We start from the raw sequence: 17,229 nt of genomic DNA on the forward strand, positions 1-17,229 counted from the left end.
GAAGTGTACGGGAAAAGCGGCGCCGGCCGAAAGTGGCGGCGCCGGTGATCGCGGACACCATCAGCTGCTGGCGGGCGCCTTCAGCGGGGTGACGTTGCTCGCCCGCGGCGCCGGAGCCAACGGCTGCGGGGCGGCGGTACTCTGGGTAAGCATCTCTTCGAGGGCGACCAGAGCGGCGTTGTTGCGCAACACCTCCTCCTCCAGCGCGCGCAGATCGGTGCGCTTGACCTGGGTCTTCTGTTTCAGCTCGGTGAGCTTGATCAGTTGGCGGTTGAGTAGGTGTTTCTGGTACTGAACATGTTGCTTGAGCGGCTCCAGCGCCTGGTCCAGCCAGCCGTCGGCGGCGGAGATCAGTTGGCTGTAGAGGCGCCCCACCTCGCTGGCCAGGGTGGCGAGAAAGCGCTCGGTGAGGCGGTTGCGCCGCGCCAGCAGCAGTTGCGGGGAGCGGCGCAGCTGTGCCGCCTGGCGGTGCAGACCGCGTAGGGCTATGCGGAAGCTGTGGATATTGAGGTGCTGCTCCCAGACTTTCAGGTTCTTTAGGGAGGAGCGCTCGAAGATGGCGTCCACCAAGCGATTGGCCTGCACCACTTCCCGCTCCAGGTTGGCCATCTGGTGGTCCACTCCCTCCATAAAGCCGTCGATGGCCCTGGCCAGGCCCAGCGGCGTCCAGCGCTCGTGCAGGGCGCGACTGGTTTCGTCGATCAGGAGCTGCAGCTGCTGGCTGGACACCGGCGCCAGCAGTGAGGCGCGCTGGCGGGCCAGCATGCGCTGGCTGGATTTCAGGGTCAGCAGCTCCTGGTGGCAGTTCTTGTGTTGCTCGCGCACCGTCTGCTGCAGCTGCGCCAGCTCAGTCAGCTGCTCGGCGCTGGTGGTGCTGTTGCGCTGCAGATGGCTGAGCGCGGAGCGGCCACTGTTGAGGCGGCGCTTGAGCAGGTCGCGGGTGTCCGCCATCAGGGTCAATGCCTGGTGCAGGGAACGGTGCTCCGCCACTTTCTGGCGGTGCTCCATCAGGCGCTGCACCAGCAGCTTCTCGAAGTTGGCAAACTGGCTCTGCTGCAACAGCTCCGGATTCTGCTGCTGGCGCGCCAGCAGGGCCTGCTTGGCCGACACCCCCACCACGCTCTCCCGGGGCAGCGCCAGCAGTTTGCCCACCTGGGCGCGCATCAGCCGCAGCAGTTGCTCCGGGTCCTCGTCCGGGTCACCCCACAGGACATCGATTTTGTTCAACAGGGCCATCACCGCTGTGCCACGGTGTTCGCGCAGAGGTACCAGGTGGGTCTCCCACATATTCAGGTCGGTGCCGCTGACGCCGGCGTCCGCGGACAGCAGGAAGGCCACCGCCTGGGCGCTGGGCAGGGTGCTCAGGGTCAATTCCGGCTCGTTGCCCAGGGCGTTGAGCCCGGGGGTGTCGATAATGCGCAAGCCCTGGGCGAGCAGCGGGTGCGGCAGGCAGATCAGCGCGTACCTCCAGGCGGGTATCTGCACCAGGTTGCCCTTGCCGTCCAGGTGGCGGCGGTCGAAACCGTAGCGGGCCGCCTCCTCCGGGGTCACCGATTTGCAGGCCGCCACCTTGAGCAGCGCTTCCCGGGTGGCCTCGGCATCGTCGGCGTCGAAGTGGTGTGTCACCCACTTCTGGGGGATGCGGCGGAAGCTCTCCAGGCTGGTGTTGGTGGCCAGTGTCTCGATGGGCAGCAGGCGCAGGCTGGCCTGCTCGCCGCCATCACTGAAGATTTCCGTGGGACACATGGTGGTGCGCCCGGGCTTGGACGGCAGCAGCCGCTTGTCGTAGGTGTGGGCCAGTAGCGCGTTGATCAGTTCGGTCTTGCCACGGGAGAACTCCCCCACCAGGGCCAGGGTGAACTGGTCCTCGGCGAGCAGTGCCCGGGCCTGCTGGACCACTTGGCGGGCACCGGCGGAATTGGGGAAATGCGCCTCGAGCCAGCCGTTGAATGCTGCGAACTGTTGGTCGAGGGTTTTCTTCCAGCGGTCGTATTCGGCGATATGCTGGCGCAAGATGGCGTCTTCCATGTAATGATGTTCTTGTTATTTACTGCATTAAATGAAACCGGCCAGCTATTGCCAGCTGTCGGCCGATTCCGGCGATTATAGAGGTTCCAGGCGGCAAAATTTGCGACACAGTGCGCGGAACCCCGAGGCGGGATGAATTAAAAGCCTGGAATATGCCAAAACAAGCCATAGACGAAGGCGGGCATATTGGCCATCTGCGCGAAACCGAGCAACAGTTTGTCCACCACAGTGAGCAGGATGAACACGAAAATCGGGCTGATATCGATCACCCCCAGTGGCGGAATCAGCCTGCGCACCGGCGCGCAGAAGGGTTCCAGCAGCTGGCGCAGCAACATCAGCGCCGGGTGGCCGCTGTGCGGCGCTATCCAGCTGAAGACGATGGAGATCAGCAGCCCCACGAAAACCACGGCCACCACCGTCGACAGGCAGCCGAGCAGCGACCACAACAGCGCGGAGAGGGGGTTGAGCAACCCCAACCCGGCGAGCAGGCCGCTGCCGAGGATCATCGCCCATCCCACCAGCAGCGCCAGCACCAGCGACGCCATGTCGACACCGAACAGCCCCGGGACCACCTTGCGCAGGGGCAGCAGCGGCGGATTGGTAACTTTGACGATGCCCTGGGAGATCGGGTTGTAAAAATCCGCCCGCGCCAGCTGCAGCATAAAGCGCAGCAGCACCGCGAACAGGTAGAGGATTCCCAGAGTGGCGAACAGGAAGACGCCGATATTGCTGAAGGTATTGACCATTGCCAGTCCTTAAAAACCAACCTTTAAAAACAACCCCTGTCGAACTTATTCTCGATTGAGGTGGGCAGGCAGGCGCACTCGCCCGGAATTTCTATTGATCCAGCTCCCGCGCCATCTCCGCCGCGCGCGCCGCGCAGTCGCCCATGGCCTTTTGCACCAGCTGTTCCAGGCCGCCGCTCTGGAAGCACTGGATCGCACGCTCGGTGGTGCCGCCGGGGGACATCACATTGCGCCGCAGCTGGCCCACATCCACATCGCTGGCCGCGGCCAGTTTGGCCGCACCCAGGGCGGTTTGCAAGGTGAGCCGCTCGGCGTCGGCGCGCGACATGCCGGCCTTTTGCGCCGCCTCGATCATCGCCTCCATAAACAGGAAATAATAGGCCGGGCCGGACCCGGATACCGCGGTCACCAGGTCGATATCGGATTCCCTGTCCACCCATAGGGCGATCCCTACCGCCTCGGCGATACGCTGCGCCTGCCCGCGCTGGGTTTCACTCACATCACTGGCGGCATAGAGCCCGGTGGCACCGGTGCGCACCAGTGCCGGGGTGTTGGACATGGCGCGCACGACCGGCACACCCGCGCCCAGCCAGCGCCGGTAGGCGGCCAGGGGGATGCCCGCGGCCAGGGTGACCACCAGTGGCCTGCGCCGCGCCACTAATTCGCCCAGGGATTCGCACAGCCCCTTCATCGCCTGGGGCTTTACCGAAAGCACCAGGATATCCGCCCCGGCAACGGCCGTTTCGTTGTCTGTCGTCACCTGCACTCCGGTGCGGCCGGCAAAGTCCTGCAACTTCCCTTCGTCGCGGCCGGTGGCGACTATCTGTTCGGCCGGGTAGCCGTCCGCCAGCAGGCCCTCGATCACCGCGCTGGCCATATTCCCGGCACCGCCGACAAATACCATTCGAGCTTCAGTCAATTTTCGTCTCCCGACGTCCAAAAATATCCGTGCCGATACGCACGATCGTGGCGCCACACTCGATCGCCACCTCCATATCGCCGGACATTCCCATGGACAGGGTGTCCAGCGGCTGATCCGGCAGTTGGGCGCGCAATCGCTGCAACAGATTCGCCAGCTGCGCAAAGGGGCGGCGCTGCTCTTCCACCGTATCCCGCGGCGCGGGAATGGCCATCAGCCCGCGCAGTTTGAGATTGGGCAGTCCGGCCACCGCCGCCGCAAGCTCGGGGATCCCGGCGGGTGCGAGGCCCGATTTGCTCTCCTCATCGTCGATATTCACCTGCAGACAGATATTCAGCGGCGGCATATCCGCCGGTCGCTGCGCTGACAGTCTTTGGGCAATTTTTAGCCGCTCCACGCTGTGCAGCCAGTGAAACTGCTCCGCCACTGCCCGGGTCTTGTTCGATTGCAGCGGGCCGATGAAATGCCAGCAGATATCCAGGTCTTCCAGTTCCGCCTGTTTGGCCAGCGCCTCCTGCAGGTAATTCTCGCCGAAGTACCGCTGGCCGGCGGCGTAGGCCGCGCGCAGGTCCCCCGCCGGGCGGGTCTTGGACACCGCCAGCAGGGTGACTCCGCCGGGATCGCGGCCGCAGGCGGCGCAACTTGTGACGACCCGCTCACGCACGCGATTCAGATTTTCGGCAACCTCCGCTTTGCGCATATACTAGTTCGCCTGTGGAAAGGGCTGCAGATTCTACGCGATAGGCCCCGGAACCATAAGGTAGAGAGAACAATAAAGGTAGCAGTATGGATATCACAGAACTCCTCGCCTTCAGCGCCAAGCAGAACGCCTCCGACTTGCACCTCTCCGCCGGATTGCCGCCGATGATCCGCGTGGACGGCGATGTGCGTCGCATCAACCTGCCATCCATGGAACACAAGCAGGTGCACGCGCTGATCTACGAGATCATGAACGACAAGCAGCGCAAGGATTACGAGGAGTTTCTGGAGACCGACTTCTCCTTCGAGGTGCCCGGCGTGGCGCGCTTCCGGGTGAACGCCTTCAACCACAACCGCGGCGCCGGCGCGGTATTCCGGACCATTCCCTCCAAGGTATTGACCATGGACGACCTGGGCATGGGCCAGGTGTTCCGCCAGATATCCGATACCCCCCGCGGCCTGGTGCTGGTCACCGGCCCCACCGGTTCCGGCAAATCCACCAGCCTGGCGGCGATGATCGACTACATCAACGACAACAAGTACGAACACATCCTCACCGTCGAGGACCCGATCGAATTCGTGCACGAATCCAAGAAGTGCCTGGTGAACCAGCGCGAAGTGCACCGCGACACCCACGGCTTCGCCGAGGCGTTGCGCTCGGCCCTGCGGGAGGACCCGGACATCATCCTGGTGGGCGAGATGCGCGACCTGGAAACCATCCGCCTGGCCCTCACCGCCGCGGAAACCGGCCACTTGGTGTTCGGCACCCTGCACACCACCTCCGCCGCCAAGACCATCGACCGGGTGGTGGACGTGTTCCCCGCGCAGGAAAAGGCGATGGTGCGCTCCATGCTCTCGGAATCCCTGCAGGCGGTGATCTCCCAGACCCTGCTCAAGAAAAACGGCGGCGGCCGCGTGGCAGCCCACGAAATCATGCGCGGCACTCCGGCAATCCGAAACCTGATCCGCGAGGACAAGATCGCGCAGATGTACTCCGCTATCCAGACCGGCGCCAACGTGGGCATGCAGACCATGGACCAATGCCTGCAGGATCTGGTGGATCGGCGTGTAATCGCCCGCGAAGTGGCGCGCGAAAAAGCCAAGATGCCGGAGAATTTCTAAAAGACGGGACTCGGGACTCGGGGAAGCTAGCCCCCGGGTGCGCGGAGCTCGGGAGCGCCCGCCGCCAGCTCCGCAACGGGCCGCAGGCCCGCCATTCAAGAATAAACAGCGGTAAATACAATGGAAATAGAAAGACTGTTACAACTGGTCGTAGAAAAAGGTGCATCCGACCTGTTTATCACCGCCGGCGTGCCGCCGTCCATCAAGGTGCATGGCAAGGTCGTACCCGCCAGTAGCTCCTCCCTCACCCCGGAAAAGGCCCGCGAACTGGTGGTGGGTATTATGAACGAGCGGCAGCGCAAGGAATTCGCGGAGAAAAAGGAACTCAACTTCGCCATCGCCGTGCGCAACGTGGGCCGTTTCCGGGTCTCCGCGTTTTTCCAGCGCAACCTGGTGGGCATGGTGCTGCGCCGCATCGAGACCAAGATTCCCACCATCGACGGCCTGGGCCTTCCGGAAATTCTCAAAGAACTGTCGATGACCAAGCGCGGACTGATCATCTTCGTGGGCGCCACCGGTACCGGTAAATCCACCTCGCTCGCCTCCATGATCGGCCACCGCAATGAGAATTCCAAAGGGCATATCATTTCCATCGAGGACCCGATCGAATTCGTGCACCAGCACCGCGGCTGCATCGTCACCCAACGCGAGGTGGGCCTGGATACCGAATCCTTCGAAGTCGCACTGAAGAACACCCTGCGCCAGGCTCCGGACGTGATCCTGATCGGCGAGGTGCGCACCCGCGAGACCATGGACCACGCCATCGCCTTCGCGGAAACCGGCCACCTGTGCCTGTGCACCCTGCACGCCAACAACGCCAACCAGGCCCTGGACCGCATCATCCACTTCTTCCCCGCCGACAGGCACAGCCAGCTGTGGATGGATTTGTCGCTCAACCTCAAGGCCATGGTCGCCCAGCAACTGGTGCCCACCCCCGACGGCGACGGCCGCCGCGCCTGCCTGGAAATCATGATCAACACCCCGCTGGCCTCCGACCTGATCCGCAAGGGCGAGGTGCACAAGCTGAAAGAACTGATGAAACGCTCCAACGAGCAGGGCATGCAGACCTTCGACCAGGCCCTGTACGAACTCTACGACCGCGGCGAGATCACCTACGAAGACGCCCTCGCCCACGCCGACTCCGCCAACGACCTGCGCCTGATGATCAAGCTCAAGTCCGAATCCGACGCCGAATACCTGAACAGCGCGGCGGGAGGGCTGAGCCTGCAGAATGATTCGGAGTACGGTGATGGCGGGCCGCAGTTGTACTGAGCCATTCAGCGAGCGCCGGACCTTACTGGGGCCGGCGTTTGCCTTCGCATCGACCCCACAATGAAAAAAATTGCATTAATCACCGGCGGCAGCCGCGGTATAGGTGCCGCCACTGCGCGTCTGCTAGCCACCAGTGGCTACGATATCTGCATCAGCTACCGCGAGCGCGAAGAGACTGCCAAGGCGCTGCTCGATGAGCTGCGCGCATTCAGTGTGAAAGCCATTGCGGTGCGCGCGGACATTTCCATGGAATCGGATATAGAGCGGCTGTTTGCGGAAGTAGACAGACAACTGGGCCCCATAAATGCGTTGGTCAACAACGCCGGTATGCTGCTGCACCAGACGCGCGCGGAAAACATGACCGCGGAGCGGATCAATAAAATCCTGCAGACCAATGTCACCGGCACCCTGCTCTGCTGCCGCGAGGCGATCAAGCGCATGTCGACGAAACATAGCGGCCGCGGCCATCGGCTGGTTGCTCAGTGAGGAGGCGTCCTATATTACCGGATCGTTTATCGATGCCGCCGGTGGCAGATAAGCCGGGAATATTCAACTACTTAGGGAACAGTCATGTCTATCACCAGTGCCCTGGCCCTGTTCAGCGCCATGCTGCTTCTGGCAATCATTCCCGGGCCGGGCGTTGTCGCCGTGGTTGCGCGGTCCATGACTTCGGGTTTTTCCCACGGCGCTGTGACCGCGCTCGGGATAGTGATGGGAGACTATGTATTTATTCTGCTCTGCCTGTCCGGCCTGAGCATTATTGCGGAGACCATGGGCGGCGTATTTACGGCCATCAAATATCTCGGCGCTGCCTACCTGATATGGCTGGGTATCAAACTAATCGGGTCGCCCTCGGGAGTGGGAAAAATCGAGGGAGTCAGGGAAACTTCTTATCTGTCCAATCTGCTGATCGGCCTGCTCACCACCCTTGGCAACCCGAAAGCCATACTGTTTTACGTGAGCTTTTTCCCCACTTTCCTGGACATGGCCGCCCTTTCTATCCCGGAAATATTCGCGATACTGCTGGTTACAACGTTATCGGTCGGCGGTGTCATGCTCGGCTATGCGTACCTGGCGGCAAGGGCCAGTACCCTGCTAAGCAAATCGACATCGAGCCGTTCTGTAAACCTAATCGGTGGAGGTGTACTGATCGGCGGTGGTGCCGTGTTGGCGGCAAGAGCCTGAAAATAACTGTTGAATTTCGCGGAGACTCAACTCAGCTCTTCCAGCAAAGCTTTTACCCCGCTTAGCATTCTCCGGCTGATCAGCGGCTGTTCATCCACCCCGTCGAGCTCCACCCGGTAATTGCCGCCGTCCCGGCGCAATCCGCAAATAAACTCCACCGCCACCAGCGCATTGCGGTGCACCCGTACAAAGCGCTCACCGAATTCCCGCTCCAGCTCTTTCAGCGACTCATCGAGAATCGTCTCACCCCGGTCGTGGTGAGCGACCACGTACTTGCTGTCGGCGATAAAGCAGCGGATGCTGTCCACTGCAATCAGTTGTACCCCGCGGCGACTGACCGCTTTGATCTGGCGGCGCCCGCCCGGTGTGGTTTCCCCCGCTGCAGAAGCGGCTTTCAGTTGCGGCTTGCTGAGGCTGCGGGCCTTGGCGATCGCCGCGGCCAGCTGCTCGCTGGTGACCGGCTTGAGGAGGTAGCCGACGGCGGCGGTGGCAAAGGCCGGCAGCGCAAATTCGTCGTGGGCGGTACAGAAGATCAGCGCCGGGGGCTCGGGCAACGCGGAGAGCCGGCGGGCCAGCTCCAGGCCGTTGTCGCCGGGCATTTCGATATCCAGCAGCACCAGGTCCGGGTCCAGCTTTTCCACCTGCTCCAGCGCCGCGCCGGCGTCGCCGGCCTCGCCGAGCAGTTCGCAACCGTCCAGCGCCTGCAGCTGCCGCGTCAGGCGCGCTCGGGCCAGGGGTTCGTCGTCGACAATCAATATCGTAAGGGGATTCACAGCACCGCCTCCGTCTGTGGCTGTTTGACCTGTTCCGTCATGGGCAGGTGCAACTGCACCCGGTAGCGTCCGCCCTCCCGCCCGGCGACGAAATGGTAGCGGCTGCCGTAGTGGGCGATCAGGCGCTGGCGGATATTTTCCATGGCGATGCCGTTGTGTGCAGGGTCCGGCGCGGACGGCCCCCCCTCCGGCAGCGGGTTTTCTATGACCATCTGCAATTGGCCGTCCACCACCCCCAGTTGCACAGCGATCTCCCCACCCTCGCGCAGCCGGGCCACGCCGTGCAGCACCGCATTTTCCAACAGCGGCTGCAGCAGCATGGCGGGCACTTCGGTGTGCCCGAGGCCATCGGCGATTTGCCAACGCTGATACAGCCGCTCCCCCAGGCGCAGGCTCTCTATTTCCAGGTAGCGTTTCGCCAGCGCCAGTTCCTGTTCCAGCGGTACCAGCCTGGGCTCCGCCAGGCTGGCACGGAACAGCGCCGAGAGGTCTTCCACCAGGCGTTCAGCACGGACCGGGTCCACGGCAATAAGGCTGGCCAGGCTGTTCATGCTGTTGAACAGGAAGTGGGGGCGAATACGCGACTGCAGCGCCTGGATGCGTGCGCCCAGTTCCGCCTGCTGCTGGTTGTGCAACTGCTGCTGCACATAGGCATAGCGCAGCACCACCCCCGCGCAGATGGCGCCGAGCAGGCAGTTGCCGAGCCACTGCCAGTAATCGAAGGAGGATTGGGAGAGGCCGGCCAGCCACCACTGCTGGGCCGCCATCACCGCCAGCACCACCCCCAGCACCGCGGCGAAACTGAGGCCGCCGGCCAGTTTGTGAGACAGCTGTGCGAGCAGCGAGCGCAGGCGGCACAGCAGCGCCGCCGCCGGCAACACCACCCACTGCACTGTGAGCGACACTAGGCCCAGGCGCTGCCAGTCGAACTGGCGCAGGCCATCCACTGCCAGCACCAGGACGAGGGCCAGCAGCTCTCCCATCAATACCAGCGCCGCCAGCGCCGAGACGCTGCACAGGTCCGGCAGGAAGGGGGTATGGGGGCTGGACAGGTCAGACGCGCGCGCAGAATCTTTGCCCGTTGCGGCAATCTTGCGAATTTGCTGCGCTATAATGCCCGCCGGCTCCGCCGGGTGTGGAGAAGACATACCGCTTGTTATTCTTGATTTTCCCGAAGTGAGTCCGGGAAGATACCACCAACCACCCCGGCCTTTCACCCACTCAGCTGTCAGGGAAACCATGAGCAACGACAAATCCTCCCCCAATCCCGCGTCAAAACTCTGGGGCGGCCGCTTTAGTGAAGCTACCGATGCCTTCGTGGAAAGGTTCACCGCCTCTGTGACCTTCGACCAGCGCATGGCGCTGGAGGACATCCAGGGCTCCCTGGCCCACGCGCAGATGTTGTCGGAAGTGGGCGTGCTCACCACAGATGAATACCGGCAGATCGCCGACGGCCTCAAGGCGATCGCCGCGGAGATAGAAGCCGGCGAATTCCTCTGGTCCGTGCAGCTGGAAGACGTGCACATGAATATCGAGGCGCGCCTGACCGACCGCATCGGCGCCACCGGCAAGAAGCTGCACACCGGCCGCTCCCGCAACGACCAGGTCGCTACTGACATACGCCTGTGGCTGCGCGGACGCATCGACCAGATCGCCGCCGAACTCACCCGCCTGCAAACGGGCCTGGTGGAACTGGCGGAGCGGGAGGCGGATACCATCATGCCCGGCTTCACCCATCTGCAGTCGGCGCAGCCGGTGACCTTCGGGCATCACCTGTTGGCCTGGAACGAAATGCTGACCCGCGATTACGAGCGGCTGACGGATTGCCGCAAACGGGTCAACCGCTGTCCCTTGGGCGCCGCGGCGCTGGCGGGCACCAGCTACCCGATCGACCGCGAGCGTACCGCCGAACTGCTCGGCTTCGATGCGCCCACGGAAAACTCCCTGGATTCCGTGAGCGACCGGGATTTCGCCATCGAGTTCTGCGCCTTCGCCGCGCTGCTGCTGACGCACCTCAGCCGCGCCAGCGAGGAGCTGGTGCTGTGGACCTCCAGCCAGTTCGACTTTATCGACCTGCCGGACCGCTTCTGCACAGGCTCTTCAATCATGCCGCAGAAGAAAAACCCGGACGTGCCGGAACTGGTGCGCGGCAAGACCGGCCGCGTCAACGGCCACCTGATCGCCTTGCTCACGCTGATGAAGAGCCAACCGCTGGCCTACAACAAGGACAACCAGGAGGACAAGGAGCCGCTGTTCGACGCCGCCGACACCGCCCTCGACTGCCTGCGCGCCTTCGCCGATATGGTGCCGGCGCTGAAGGCGAAAAAGGAAAACATGCTGGCCGCCGCGGCCAAGGGCTTCTCCACTGCCACCGACCTGGCGGATTACCTGGTGCGCAAAGGCGTGGCCTTCCGCGACGCCCACGAGATTGTCGGCCAGTCGGTGGCGTACGCGATCGAACAGCAAAAGGACCTGTCGGAATTGAGCCTGGACGAGCTGCGCAAATTCTCCGAAGTGATCGATGGGGATGTGTTCGACGTACTGACCCTGGAGGGTTCGGTGGCCGCGCGGGATCATATCGGCGGCACCGCGCCGAAGCAGGTGCGCGCGGCCTGCGCGCGGGCGAAACAACTGATCGCAGCGCGTTAAGCGCACTGTAGGAGCCTGCCTGCAGTCGACCGAAGGGCGAGGCACCGGGATGGGCCTCGTGAAAGTTCGGAGCTCCGTCTTCCCTTCGCCTGCAAGCAGGCTCTTCCACAGTTAGTGTGGGGGGAAACCGCGGAGCCGTCCGCCATATTTCGCCACAACTTATCTTTTTACCGCCCCGATTACTCGATACCTCCCTTGCTAAAATTACCCCTGACGCAACAGGGAAAAAATCAATGCAACGGAAATCTCGCGCGGCCTGGCTCGCCGCCCCGGCAATCGCACTCGCCCTTGTCTACCTGCTGAACGCCTCCTGGCTGGCGGAAAAGCGCCCGGGCAAACCCACCCTCATCTCCCATCGCGGGGTCTACCAGACCTACCACCGCAAGGAGCTCGGCCGCGACGAGTGCACCGCAGTGCGTATCTACGAGCCCGAGCACGACTATCTGGAAAACACCCTCGCCTCCATGGAGGCGGCTTTTGACTACGGCGCTGACATCGTCGAAATCGATGTGCACCCCACCACCGACGGTGAGTTCGCAGTCTTTCACGACTGGGACCTGGATTGCCGCACCGAGGGCCACGGCATTACCCGCGAGCACTCCATGGAATATCTGAAGACCCTGGACATCGGCTACGGCTACACCTTCGACGGCGGCGAGACCTATCCCTTCCGCGGCAAGGGCGTGGGACTGATGCCCACCCTGGAAGAAGTCTACCGGCACTTCCCCGACAGGCGTTTCCTGATCAATATCAAGAGCGGCAGTCGCAGAGAGGCAAAGAAGCTCGACGAGTACTTGCGTCAACGCGGCCTGCCCCTCAAGGGCCCGCTGCTCGCCTACGGCGCCCCAAAGCCTATGGAAACACTGCGCAAGCTGCGCCCGGACGCCTGGCTGTTCAGCCGGGAAAGCGTGAAGGAGTGCACCTACCGCTACCTGCTGCTGGGCTGGAGCGGCTATGTGCCGGAAGCTTGTCGCAAGGGCGCGGTCATCGCGCCCAATACCTGGCACTGGGCACTCTGGGGTTGGCCCGACCGGTTTATCCAACGTATGGAAGGTGCGGGCAGTCTGATTATGGTGCTGGACTACCGCAACCAGAAGCGGGGCGTTCACGGCATCTACAGGCCGGAGGAAATCGACTTCCTGCCGGCGGATTACCGCGGCGCTCTCTGGGTGGAGAAAATCGAGGTCATCGGCCCCTACGCGAAACAGAAGTTCGCGCGCCCCTCCGCAGAGTGACCGTCGGGGGCGGAGCTATTGCAGCCCCAGGGAAACCGGCTCGCCCATCTGTTCGGAGAGTACCCGGTCCAGCAGCGTCGGCAGATCCTCGCCGGTGGTGGTGCACTTCCAGCCGGGCTCGTCTCCGGAATTGTCGAAGCCGAGATGATAGCCGCCGGACTTGGCCGCCACCCACAGTTCGCGGTTGGCGGACTGGCGCGAGAGAATCACCTGACTGCCATTGTCCTCCAGAGTCAGGGTGAGCACCGCGTCGGCGCGCTCGTAGTCGATATCCCTGTCGCAGTTGTCCAGCGCATCCTCAATCCCGATCAGGGTACGCTCTATCGCCGCGTCGTATTCCGCCTGGCTCATAATTTGTTGCTTCTGTCGTACTGTGTTAAGGATGGGAGGCCGTTATACTAGCAGGCTTTCACGATCTGACCGCAGGATGTTGTGCATGCCCCGAAAAATCCCTCTCCTCCTGTTGCTCCTCGCCGCCTTCGGGCCGCTGGGCGCCTGCGGGCAAAAAGGTCCACTCTATCTGCCCCAGGACGTCGCGACGCCGGCGCAACCGATCGCCGCTCCTGCGTCCACTGCTCCCACTCTCGCGCCCATCGAAAGCAACGGTGAAGAAGAGGAAGGAGAGAGAGAGGAAGAACCCCTGCCGCAAACCACCGGCGCCGACGACTATAGCGAAGAGGAGCCCGCGCCGGAAAAATGAGTGAGTTCAATTATCGGGGCGGCAGCCTGTGGGCCGAAGAAGTCCCCCTGGAGCAGATCGCCGAGCGCTTCGGCACCCCCACCTACGTCTATAGCCGCGCGCATTTCGAGCGCCAGTACCGCGCCTACGCCGACGCCCTGGGCGAGCATCCCGGGCTGATCTGTTACGCCGTCAAGGCCAACAGCAACCTGGGCATCCTGTCGCTGCTGGCGCAACTGGGTTCGGGCTTCGATATCGTTTCCGGCGGCGAGCTGGAACGGGTGCTGCTGGCCGGCGGCGACCCGTCGAAAGTCGTTTTCTCCGGCGTGGGCAAGACCGCCGCGGAAATGCGCCGCGCGCTGGAAGCGGGGGTCCACTGCTTCAACGTGGAATCGGAAGCGGAGCTGGAGCGCCTGGATGCGGTGGCCGCGGAGATGGGCACCACCGCGCCGGTGTCCCTGCGGGTCAATCCGGATGTGGATGCCAAAACCCACCCCTATATCTCCACCGGCCTCCGGGAAAACAAATTCGGCATCGCCATCGACACGGCGGTGGACACCTACCGCCGCGCGGCACAGTCTCACCACCTGAAGGTGATCGGTGTGGACTGTCATATCGGCTCGCAGCTCACCGAACTGGCGCCCTTCCTCGACGCCCTCGACCGGCTGCTACTGCTGGTAGACCAACTGACCGCGGAGGGCATAGCGCTGGAACACCTGGATCTGGGCGGCGGCCTCGGCGTGCGCTACCGCGGCGAGGAGCCGCCACCGGTAAGCGACTACCTGGGCGCGGTGAAAGAGCGCCTGGGCGATCGCCAACTGGGCCTGGTGCTGGAGCCGGGCCGCTCCATCTCCGCCAACGGCGGCCTGCTGCTCACCCGGGTGGAATACCTGAAGCGCGCCGAGGAGCACAACTTCGCCATCGTCGACGCGGCCATGAACGACAATCTGCGCCCGGCCCTGTACCAGGCGTGGCAGGACATAGTCCCGGTGGCTCCGGACAGCGGTGAAAGCGAGAGCTGGGATATCGTGGGCCCGGTGTGCGAGACCGGCGACTTCCTCGGCAAGCACCGCCAGTTGGCGTTGCAACAGGGGCAACTGCTGGCCATGCTGTCTGCCGGCGCCTACGGTTTTAGCATGAGTTCGAACTACAATTCCCGTCCGCGGGCCGCGGAAGTGCTCGTGGACGGCGACAGGACCTACCTGGTACGCGCGCGGGAGACCCTGGCGGACCTGGTGCGAGGCGAGAGCCCGGTTCCGGAAAGAGAGCCGGAGGAATAGCATGCGCGTTAAATTCACCAAGATGCACGGCCTCGGCAACGACTTCGTGATGCTCGACGGCATCAGCCAGCGCATCAAGTTGTCGCCGGAAAAGATCCGCCGCCTGGCGGATCGCCACTTCGGGGTGGGTTGCGACCAGGTCCTGGTGGTGGAGCCGCCACGGACTCCGGACGCCGACTTCCGCTACCGCATCTACAACGCTGATGGCGGCGAAGTGGAGAACTGCGGCAACGGCGCCCGCTGCTTCGCCCGCTTTGTGCGCGAGCGCCGCCTCACCGGCAAACGCCAACTGGTGGTGGAAACCGCGGGCGGCATCCTGCAACTGAACCTGCTCGAGGGCGACCAGGTCAGCGTGGACATGGGCGTACCCGCCCTGGAGCCGGAGCAGATCCCCTTTATTGCCGACCGCTATGCAGACACCTACCCGCTGGAGGTGGACGGCGAGGTCTACACCATCGGCGCGGTATCCATGGGCAATCCCCATGCCGTGCTGCTGGTGGAGGACGTGGAACAGGCGCCGGTAAATACGCTGGGCCCCAAAATCGAGAACCACGATCGCTTCCCCCAGCGGGTCAATGCGGGCTTCCTGCAGGTGGATTCCCGCACCGAAACCAGGCTGCGGGTGTTCGAGCGGGGCGTGGGCGAGACCCGCGCCTGCGGCACTGGCGCCTGCGCGGCGGTGGTCTCCGCGCACCAGCGCGGCCTGGTGGACGACACCGTGCGAGTGCGGCTGCCTGGGGGCACCCTGACAATCCACTGGAGTGGACCGGAGCAGCCGGTTACCATGACTGGGCCCGCCACCACCGTGTACTACGGGCAGATCATCCTCTAACCGCACCGGACGACTAGGATAAGATGACGGAACACAGCGAAGCCTCCCCCGCGAGTGCCGCCGGCGACCAGGAGACCCAGCGCAGCAAGAAGCTGCTCGCCCGCCAGGTGGCCCGTTACCTGATCCAGAACCCGGATTTCTTCGCCGAACACCTGGAGCTGCTGGAGACCATCAAGCTGCCGCGGGAAAACGGCAAGACCGTCTCGCTGATGACCCACCAGACCAACCTACTGCGCGAGCGCAATATCGAGATGCGCCAGCGCCTGGACCAGCTGCTGCACAACGCCCGCGAGAACGACCAGCTGTTCCTGCACAGCCGCCGCCTGATCCTGGCGCTGCTGGAAGCGGAGAATGTGGCCGAGGCCGGAGAGGCTCTCTACCGCAGCTTCCGCGAAGACTTCGGCGTGGACACCACCACCCTCACCCTGTTCGGCCCCCTGCCCCCGGGGCACCGCTCCCTGGGCGATGTGCGCACCAGTCCGCGCGCCAGCGCGGAAACCGCGGTCGGCTCCATACTGCGCAACGGCCGCACCGTGTGCGGCGTGCTGCGCCCGGCGGAGAAGGAATACCTGTTCGGCGGGGACGCGGACAGAGTCGCCTCCGCCGCGGTGATCCCGCTGGCCAACCAGTTGGGCATCCTCGCCGTCGGCTCCACCGACCCCCAGCACTACCGTTCCAGCCTGGGCACCCTGTTCCTCTCCTACATCGGCGAAGTGCTCGAGCGCCTGCTGCCGAAACTGCTCGCCGCCTAGTCATTTCTCCATCACGCATTTGCGCGCCGCGCTGACGCGCCGCGGCAAGGGCTGGCTCTATTGACTGCGGACCGGTCCCGGGTATACCTGTAAGGGCCAACCCATGTTCACCCTTGCAGGCGGGAGGGAGAAAGCACTTAAATGGGCCGGCTGCCGTACTTGGGCTGGGGTTTGCGTGGAGGATCGGCGGTGACCTCCGGATCGACTTCATGGATGGCGCCACCGGCGGCGAGAAAGTCCTCGATCTCCTTGCTCAGCTGGCTCCTGGCCCGCTCGCGGGAAGTGATGCTGCGCTCTTCGGCAAACTCATCGGTGTCTTTGCCGCGAATGTTTTTGCCCTGATCTTCAATACCGTCTTTCATAACTCTGAACCCTGTAACCTGCTACTCCTGTTACAGAGGAAGTACCCCTGCCGCCGCGGTGGGCGCGGCGAATAATATATAGGCACTTGGCCACCCGGGTGCCAGTAAAAACCGGGGTTTCCCGTAGAGTTTTTTGTCGTGGTTGGAGAGGCCGTTATCGCACTTCGCTATGGAGAATTCCGCGCCACGCCAAGGGGTGTGGATCTATGCTAAGGCAGCAGTCGAACGGGGAATTTATTGGCGGGAATCAGAGGGTAGGAATAATAAAAAAGCCCCTGACGGGGCTTTCTCGAAAGGTGGCGGGGGTTGTTACACCGCTTCGCTGCCGGTCTCCCCGGTGCGGATGCGGATCACTTCCTCCAGCGCGGTGATAAAGATTTTACCGTCGCCGATCTTGCCGGTCTGCGCCGCCTTGGTGATGGCCTCCACGGCGCCGTCCACCATGTCGTCGTCCACGGCCAGCTCCAGCTTCACCTTGGGCAGGAAATCCACCACATACTCGGCGCCACGATAGAGTTCCGTATGTCCCTTCTGGCGACCGAAGCCTTTCACCTCGGTGACCGTCATGCCCTGCACGCCCACCTCGGACAGCGCAGTGCGCACGTCATCCAGCTTGAAGGGCTTTACCACAGCCGTAATCAATTTCATCTTGTACTATCTCCTGGTATTAGGCCCCTGGTTCGTTCCGCGATGGTG

General features: G+C 63.4%; 19 protein-coding genes. 10 read left to right on the plus strand and 9 right to left on the minus strand.

Features of this window, described 5'->3' with window-relative positions; translation table 11 throughout:
• Positions 1–60: 60 nt before the first annotated feature.
• The 4 genes from FHS09_RS09145 to FHS09_RS09160 all read right to left on the minus strand — a co-directional run bounded on the left by FHS09_RS09145 (position 61) and on the right by FHS09_RS09160 (position 4,393).
• Positions 61–2,028, minus strand: coding sequence for a dynamin family protein (locus tag FHS09_RS09145; RefSeq protein WP_183459053.1), 1,968 nt, complete (start codon positions 2,026–2,028; stop codon positions 61–63).
• A 137-nt stretch (positions 2,029–2,165) separates the two neighbouring features.
• The gene (locus FHS09_RS09150; protein ID WP_183459056.1) at positions 2,166–2,774 is read right to left on the minus strand and encodes a YggT family protein; all 609 of its coding nucleotides are present in this window, start codon (positions 2,772–2,774) and stop codon (positions 2,166–2,168) included.
• A gap of 91 nt (positions 2,775–2,865) precedes the next feature.
• Entirely contained in the window at positions 2,866–3,693 is an 828-nt protein-coding gene (gene proC, locus FHS09_RS09155) for a pyrroline-5-carboxylate reductase (RefSeq protein ID WP_246394716.1), read from the minus strand.
• The gene (locus FHS09_RS09160; RefSeq protein WP_183459058.1) at positions 3,686–4,393 is read right to left on the minus strand and encodes a YggS family pyridoxal phosphate-dependent enzyme; all 708 of its coding nucleotides are present in this window, start codon (positions 4,391–4,393) and stop codon (positions 3,686–3,688) included. The genes proC and FHS09_RS09160 overlap by 8 nt, the downstream gene beginning before the upstream one ends.
• 86 nt (positions 4,394–4,479) lie before the next feature.
• Here FHS09_RS09160 and FHS09_RS09165 point away from each other — a divergent pair, with 86 nt between their 5' ends.
• The 4 genes from FHS09_RS09165 (at position 4,480) to FHS09_RS09180 (ending at position 7,971) form a co-directional block, all read left to right on the plus strand.
• The gene (locus FHS09_RS09165) at positions 4,480–5,514 is read left to right on the plus strand and encodes a type IV pilus twitching motility protein PilT (RefSeq protein ID WP_183459060.1); all 1,035 of its coding nucleotides are present in this window, start codon (positions 4,480–4,482) and stop codon (positions 5,512–5,514) included.
• A 120-nt stretch (positions 5,515–5,634) separates the two neighbouring features.
• On the plus strand, positions 5,635–6,786 hold the full coding sequence (locus FHS09_RS09170) for a PilT/PilU family type 4a pilus ATPase (protein ID WP_183459062.1): 1,152 nt from the start codon (positions 5,635–5,637) through the stop codon (positions 6,784–6,786).
• Positions 6,787–6,846: 60 nt separating this feature from the next.
• Positions 6,847–7,272 carry an SDR family NAD(P)-dependent oxidoreductase gene (locus FHS09_RS09175; RefSeq protein WP_221191892.1) on the plus strand — a complete coding sequence of 142 codons (426 nt, stop codon included), beginning with the start codon at positions 6,847–6,849 and terminating at the stop codon, positions 7,270–7,272.
• Between the two features lie 84 nt (positions 7,273–7,356).
• Positions 7,357–7,971 (plus strand): LysE family translocator, encoded by a 615-nt coding sequence (locus FHS09_RS09180; protein WP_183459064.1) that lies wholly within the window; start codon positions 7,357–7,359, stop codon positions 7,969–7,971.
• Between the two features lie 26 nt (positions 7,972–7,997).
• On the opposite strand, the gene FHS09_RS09185 is transcribed toward FHS09_RS09180, so the two are convergent.
• Both FHS09_RS09185 and FHS09_RS09190 read right to left on the minus strand, forming a co-directional pair.
• Positions 7,998–8,744: a response regulator gene (locus tag FHS09_RS09185; RefSeq protein WP_183459066.1), complete on the minus strand. Its 747-nt coding sequence runs from the start codon at positions 8,742–8,744 to the stop codon at positions 7,998–8,000.
• Positions 8,741–9,892 (minus strand): sensor histidine kinase, encoded by a 1,152-nt coding sequence (locus FHS09_RS09190; RefSeq protein ID WP_183459068.1) that lies wholly within the window; start codon positions 9,890–9,892, stop codon positions 8,741–8,743. The genes FHS09_RS09185 and FHS09_RS09190 overlap by 4 nt, the downstream gene beginning before the upstream one ends.
• Positions 9,893–9,983: 91 nt before the next feature.
• Between FHS09_RS09190 and argH the strand changes: the two genes are divergently transcribed.
• Complete coding sequence (gene argH / locus FHS09_RS09195; RefSeq protein ID WP_183459070.1) at positions 9,984–11,393, plus strand: argininosuccinate lyase; 1,410 nt, start codon at positions 9,984–9,986, stop codon at positions 11,391–11,393.
• Between the two features lie 233 nt (positions 11,394–11,626).
• Positions 11,627–12,628 carry a glycerophosphodiester phosphodiesterase family protein gene (locus FHS09_RS09200; protein ID WP_183459073.1) on the plus strand — a complete coding sequence of 334 codons (1,002 nt, stop codon included), beginning with the start codon at positions 11,627–11,629 and terminating at the stop codon, positions 12,626–12,628.
• A gap of 15 nt (positions 12,629–12,643) precedes the next feature.
• On the opposite strand, the gene cyaY is transcribed toward FHS09_RS09200, so the two are convergent.
• Positions 12,644–12,979, minus strand: a complete 336-nt coding sequence (gene cyaY / locus FHS09_RS09205; protein WP_183459075.1) for an iron donor protein CyaY — start codon at positions 12,977–12,979, stop codon at positions 12,644–12,646.
• Positions 12,980–13,064: 85 nt separating this feature from the next.
• Here cyaY and lptM point away from each other — a divergent pair, with 85 nt between their 5' ends.
• The 4 genes from lptM to FHS09_RS09225 are packed head-to-tail and all read left to right on the plus strand — an operon-like array spanning position 13,065 to position 16,171.
• Entirely contained in the window at positions 13,065–13,328 is a 264-nt protein-coding gene (lptM, locus tag FHS09_RS09210) for an LPS translocon maturation chaperone LptM (RefSeq protein ID WP_183459077.1), read from the plus strand.
• The gene (gene lysA, locus FHS09_RS09215; protein ID WP_183459079.1) at positions 13,325–14,587 is read left to right on the plus strand and encodes a diaminopimelate decarboxylase; all 1,263 of its coding nucleotides are present in this window, start codon (positions 13,325–13,327) and stop codon (positions 14,585–14,587) included. The genes lptM and lysA overlap by 4 nt, the downstream gene beginning before the upstream one ends.
• A gap of 1 nt (position 14,588) precedes the next feature.
• Positions 14,589–15,419, plus strand: coding sequence for a diaminopimelate epimerase (gene dapF, locus FHS09_RS09220; protein ID WP_183459081.1), 831 nt, complete (start codon positions 14,589–14,591; stop codon positions 15,417–15,419).
• Between the two features lie 23 nt (positions 15,420–15,442).
• Positions 15,443–16,171, plus strand: coding sequence for a DUF484 family protein (locus tag FHS09_RS09225; protein WP_183459083.1), 729 nt, complete (start codon positions 15,443–15,445; stop codon positions 16,169–16,171).
• A gap of 137 nt (positions 16,172–16,308) precedes the next feature.
• Here the strand turns inward: FHS09_RS09225 and FHS09_RS09230 are convergent, their stop codons facing one another.
• Complete coding sequence (locus FHS09_RS09230; protein WP_183459085.1) at positions 16,309–16,533, minus strand: hypothetical protein; 225 nt, start codon at positions 16,531–16,533, stop codon at positions 16,309–16,311.
• A gap of 309 nt (positions 16,534–16,842) precedes the next feature.
• Entirely contained in the window at positions 16,843–17,181 is a 339-nt protein-coding gene (locus FHS09_RS09235) for a P-II family nitrogen regulator (protein WP_183459087.1), read from the minus strand.
• Between the last annotated feature and the right edge of the window lie 48 nt (positions 17,182–17,229).

This window comes from Microbulbifer rhizosphaerae, from assembly GCF_014191725.1.
In the GTDB taxonomy this organism is placed as follows: Bacteria; Pseudomonadota; Gammaproteobacteria; order Pseudomonadales; family Cellvibrionaceae; genus Microbulbifer; species Microbulbifer rhizosphaerae.